Origin of the sequence: Streptomyces swartbergensis (assembly GCF_002148965.1) — a bacterium.
GTDB classification, from domain to species: Bacteria; Actinomycetota; Actinomycetes; order Streptomycetales; family Streptomycetaceae; genus Streptomyces; species Streptomyces swartbergensis.
In genome coordinates this window covers 1-4,981 of the sequence record NZ_NGFN01000493.1, presented here as the reverse complement: position 1 = coordinate 4,981, position 4,981 = coordinate 1, and the positions used below count along the sequence as shown (strand labels likewise).

The window sequence follows — 4,981 nt, the reverse complement described above, 5'->3', positions numbered from 1 at the left end:
CCCTTGACGGTGCCGTCGGGGGCGAGGAACGCGGGGTCGCCGCCGGGGACCATGCCGAGTTCGCGGGCGCGGCGCTGGAGGGCCTCGGGAGCGGAGTAGGCGTCGATGTCCCGCTGGAGGGCCTGTTCCTCGTCGGTGAGGCTCTTGGTCCCGCGCTGGAGGTCGTCGAGCTTGAACGCGCCTTCGCTGAGGGCCGAGTTCAGCACCAGGAGGCCGATGAGACCACCGCCGAGGAGGAGGACCACGAGGAGGACGAAGGGGGTGCGGGCCGCCTGCCCGGGGCCGGTCGGGAAGAGCTGCGCCAGACGTGCCGCCCTCCCTTTCAGTTCGGGTTTGCTGCTCACTCACGCTCCCTCGGTCCGGCCTGCACACGCCTCACTCGACGTCCTCCCTGATGCGCTGGGCGCCGCGCAGCCGCGCCGGTGCCGCCCGCCGGTTCTCGGCGATCTCCTCCTCGGTGGGGAGTTCGGCACCCCGCGTGAGCAGCTTGAGCCGCGGCTGGTAGCGCTCGGGCACGACGGGCAGCCCGGGCGGCGCCGTGGTGGCCGCACCCGCCGCGAACACCTGCTTGACCAGCCGGTCCTCCAGCGAGTGGTACGACAGCACGGCGATCCGCCCGCCCACGTCCAGCGCCTTCACGGCGGCCGGGATCGCCCGCTCCAGCACGGCGAGCTCGCCGTTGACCTCGATGCGCAGGGCCTGGAAGGTCCGCTTGGCCGGGTTGCCGCCGGTGCGCTTGGCGGCCTGCGGCAGTGCGTCCCGGATCAGTTCGACCAGCCGCGCGCTGGTGCTGAACGGCTCCTTCTCACGCTCGCGCACGATCGCGGACACGATCCGCTTGGCCTGCTTCTCCTCGCCGTACGCCCGCAGGATGCGCACCAGCTCGCCCGGCGGGTACGTGTTGAGGACCTCGGCGGCGCTGACCCCGGACGTCTGGTCCATGCGCATGTCGAGCGGGGCGTCCTGGGCGTAGGCGAAGCCGCGGTCGGCCTCGTCGAGCTGCATGGAGGAGACCCCGAGGTCGAACAACACGCCCCGCACGCGCGCGATGCCGAGCTTGTGCAGTACCTCGGGAAGCTCGTCGTACACGGCGTGGACGAGGGTGGCGCGCTCTCCGTAGGGCGCGAGGCGCTCGCCGGACAGGCGCAGGGCCTCCTTGTCGCGGTCCAGGGCGACGAGGCGGATCCCGGGGAACCTCTCCAGGAGCGCCTCGCTGTGGCCGCCGAGGCCGAGGGTGCAGTCGACGACCACCGGCTCCGGCCCCTCCAGCGCGGGTGCCAGCAGATCCAGGCACCGCTGGAGCATCACCGGGACGTGTCGACTCTGTCCCTCCCGTCGCCCACCACCACCCTCATTCGAATGCGCTTCGCGCCCCATTGATCCTGGGCCCTCTCAAGTCCGGCGCGCGGCCGTACGCACCGCCGGGTCCCCGCCCGCTCGTGAAGGGGAGGCCTGCCGGCGCCGGAAGCGTCAGCCGACCGGGAGCGGGAGGAGGCCGAGCCGTGCGTACGCGCCGCGCACGTGGGGAGATCTCCGGTCGTCGCCGGGGTCTCCGGGGTGAACAGTCCAGCGGGGAGAGTCGCGCCTCCCACTTCGCGTCACTTTAGTCCACCCTGTCTCCCGGTCAATCAACCGGCCTGCGCGTCGCCACCGGCGGCACACCACCCTTGTGGGTTACCTCACAACTCCGCCTCGCTGACATTCTTTGTCCAGTCTCACAAGAGGCCTGGACCGGGTGTGACCAGTAACGTCATGGGTTATGACGACTTCTGCATCGGTTCCCACAGCATCGGAGAACGCCACGGTCGGTGGCGGCACGGTCACCGACCGCCTCGTCGACGCCAACGCCCGGTACGCCGCCGCCTTCACCGACCCGGGGATGGACGCCCGGCCCGTGCTGCACGTCGCCGTCGTGGCCTGCATGGACGCCCGCCTCGACCTGCACGCGGCGCTCGGTCTCGAACTCGGTGACTGCCACACGATCCGCAACGCGGGCGGCGTCGTCACCGACGACGTGATCCGCTCCCTCACCATCAGCCAGCGCAAGCTGGGGACACGCAGCGTCGTCCTCATCCACCACACCGGCTGCGGTCTGGAGAGCCTCACCGAGGACTTCCGCACCGAGCTGGAGGCCGAGGTCGGCCAGCGCCCGGCATGGGCGGTGGAGTCCTTCCGGGACGTCGACCAGGACGTACGGCAGTCGATGCAGCGCGTGCGCACCTCGCCGTTCCTGCCGCACACGGACGACGTGCGAGGGTTTGTCTTCGACGTGAAGACCGGCCTGCTGCGGGAGATCGATCCCGCCTCCTGACCTGGCCGCCCGCCCCGGACACAACCTGCTGCAGCTGTCGAAAGCCTGTCAGTCACGCGTTCGAATGGTCGTAAGGCCGACATATCGCGGCCAGTTATCCACAGTCGAGTGACACGAATCGGTAACGGCAGCAAGAATGCGGGAGTGGCGTCGCGCGGAACCTTTCACGCGTGGTGTCCGTGGTTCGGGGTGGGCCGGCCTGCGTCATGTGGCGTCGGCCCGGGAAACTGGGGTATCCCGTGCTCCCTGGGAGCAAGGGAAAGGCCGAGGAGGGCCGGGTGACGACCTATGACGATCGAGCGAGCCTCACTGATCTGACCGCCGTGGTGGAACGCGTGCGGGAGTCGGTGGAAGGCGTGATCGAGGGCAAGCCCGAGGTCGTACGGCTCTCGCTGACCGTACTGCTCGCCGAGGGACATCTGCTGATCGAGGACGTCCCGGGCGTCGGCAAGACGATGCTCGCCAAGGCACTGGCGCGGTCCATCGACTGCTCGGTGCGGCGCATCCAGTTCACGCCCGACCTGCTCCCCTCGGACATCACCGGTGTGTCCATCTGGGACCAGCAGCGCCGCGACTTCGAGTTCAAGCCGGGCGCGATCTTCGCGCAGGTCGTGATCGGCGACGAGATCAACCGCGCCTCGCCCAAGACGCAGTCCGCGCTCCTGGAGTCCATGGAGGAGCGCCAGGTCACCATCGACGGCAAGACCTACGAGCTGCCCAGCCCCTTCATGGTCGTGGCGACGCAGAACCCGGTCGAGATGGAGGGCACCTACCCGCTGCCGGAGGCGCAGCGCGACCGCTTCATGGCCCGGGTCTCGGTCGGTTACCCGAGCGCCGAGGCCGAGCTCCAGATGCTGGACGTGCACGGCGGCGTCTCGCCGCTGGAGGACCTCCAGCCCGTGGCCCACGCGCACGAGATCCTCAAGCTGATCGAGGCGGTGCGCGGCGTCCATGTCGCCGAGCCGGTCCGGCGCTACGCGGTCGAACTGGTCGGCGCCACGCGCACGCACCCCGACCTGAGACTGGGCGCCTCCCCGCGCGCGACGCTGCACCTGCTGCGCGCGGCGAAGGCGTCCGCGGCCCTGAGCGGCCGGGAGTACGCGCTGCCGGACGACGTGCAGGCACTCGCCGTCGCCGTCCTGGCCCACCGTCTGCTGCCCACCGCCCAGGCCCAGCTCAACCGCCGCTCGGCCGAGCAGGTCGTCGAGGAGATCCTCCAGCGCACCCCGGTGCCGGCGACGCCGCAGCAGAGCGGCTTCGGCGGCCTCGGCCGGGGCGTGCCGGCGTATCCCCAGCAGCCGCCGCGGAGGCTGTGATGACCACCGCGGGGACGGGGCAGGCGGAGGCCGACCGGGGCGAGAAGGGCGGCATCCGCACCGCCCTGGCCGGTCTGACCACCCGCGGACGCTCCTTCCTGGCCGCCGGCGTCGCGGCCGCCGTCTGTTCGTACGTGCTCGGGCAGAGCGACCTGCTGCGCGTGGGCCTGCTGCTGGCGGTGCTGCCGCTGGTGTGCGCGACGGTGCTGTACCGCACGCGCTACCGGGTCGCGGGCAGCCGCCGCCTCTCCCCCGCGCGCGTGGCGGCCGGCAGTGAGGCCCGGGTCCACCTGCGGATGGACAACGTCTCGCGGCTGCCCACGGGTCTGCTGATGCTCCAGGACCGGGTGCCGTACGTGCTCGGTCCCCGGCCCCGCTTCGTGCTCGACCGGGTGGAGGCGGGCGGCCGGCGCGAGGTGTCCTACCGGGTCCGTTCCGACCTGCGCGGCCGCTACCCGCTGGGCCCGCTCCAACTGCGCCTGACCGACCCGTTCGGCATGTGCGAGCTGACCCGGTCCTTCTCCACGTTCGACACCCTGACGGTGATCCCGCGCGTGGAGCCGCTGGCGCCGGTGCGCCTCAGCGGTGAGGCGACGGGGTACGGCGACGGGCGGCAGCGTTCGCTCGCGCTGGCCGGCGAGGACGACGTGATCCCGCGCGGATACCGCTACGGCGACGATCTGCGCCGTGTGCACTGGCGCTCCACCGCCCGCTACGGCGAGCTGATGGTGCGCCGCGAGGAGCAGCCGCAGCGCGCCCGCTGCACGGTGCTGCTCGACACCCGGGGCATCGCCTACCAGGGTGCGGGCCCGGACTCGGCCTTCGAGTGGGCCGTGTCGGGCGCCGCGTCCGTGCTGGTGCACATGCTCGAACGAGGCTTCTCCGTACGGCTGTTGACGGACTCCGGCAACGCGGTGCCCGGCGAGGGCGGTGACGGCTTCGCGGGCGCGAACCAGGAGTCGGCGGACGCGGCCGGGCTGATGATGGACACCCTCGCGGTGATCGACCACTCCGACGGCGCGGGCCTGTCCCGGGCCTACGACGTGCTGCGTGGCGGGAACGAGGGGCTGCTGGTGGCCTTCCTCGGCGACCTGGACGAGGAGCAGGCGGCCGTGCTGGGCCGGATGCGGCAGCGCAGCCCGGGCGCGGTCGCCTTCGTGCTGGACAGCGACACCTGGGTGCGGGAACCGAGCGACGTGCCCGGTCCGTTGGACGGGAGCGGGGAGCGGCTGCGCATGCTGCGCGAGGCGGGCTGGACGGCCCTCGGCGTGCCGCGGGGTGCCTCCGTGGACGAGCTGTGGCGGCAGGCGGACCGGGAGCGCAGGGGGATGGCCGCCGCGGGCGGCGGGGAGGG

5 protein-coding genes are annotated in these 4,981 nt (G+C 72.1%); 3 read left to right on the top strand and 2 right to left on the bottom strand.

Features of this window, described 5'->3' with window-relative positions:
* Nucleotides 1–344 (bottom strand): cell division protein FtsL (gene ftsL / locus CA983_RS40800; RefSeq protein ID WP_086605718.1); only part of this gene is annotated, 344 nt, incomplete at its 3' end.
* A gap of 31 nt (nucleotides 345–375) precedes the next feature.
* Entirely contained in the window at nucleotides 376–1,377 is a 1,002-nt protein-coding gene (rsmH, locus tag CA983_RS40795; RefSeq protein ID WP_208637152.1) for a 16S rRNA (cytosine(1402)-N(4))-methyltransferase RsmH, read from the bottom strand.
* Nucleotides 1,378–1,759: 382 nt separating this feature from the next.
* On the opposite strand from rsmH, the gene CA983_RS40790 reads away from it, so the two are divergent.
* From CA983_RS40790 to CA983_RS40780, 3 genes are all read left to right on the top strand, one after another.
* Entirely contained in the window at nucleotides 1,760–2,311 is a 552-nt protein-coding gene (locus tag CA983_RS40790; protein WP_086605716.1) for a beta-class carbonic anhydrase, read from the top strand.
* 278 nt (nucleotides 2,312–2,589) lie between these two features.
* On the top strand, nucleotides 2,590–3,627 hold the full coding sequence (locus tag CA983_RS40785; protein ID WP_086605715.1) for an AAA family ATPase: 1,038 nt from the start codon (nucleotides 2,590–2,592) through the stop codon (nucleotides 3,625–3,627).
* Nucleotides 3,627–4,981, top strand: a 1,355-nt coding sequence (locus tag CA983_RS40780; RefSeq protein WP_086605714.1) for a DUF58 domain-containing protein, incomplete at its 3' end; no start/stop codon positions are given. The genes CA983_RS40785 and CA983_RS40780, both read left to right, overlap by 1 nt.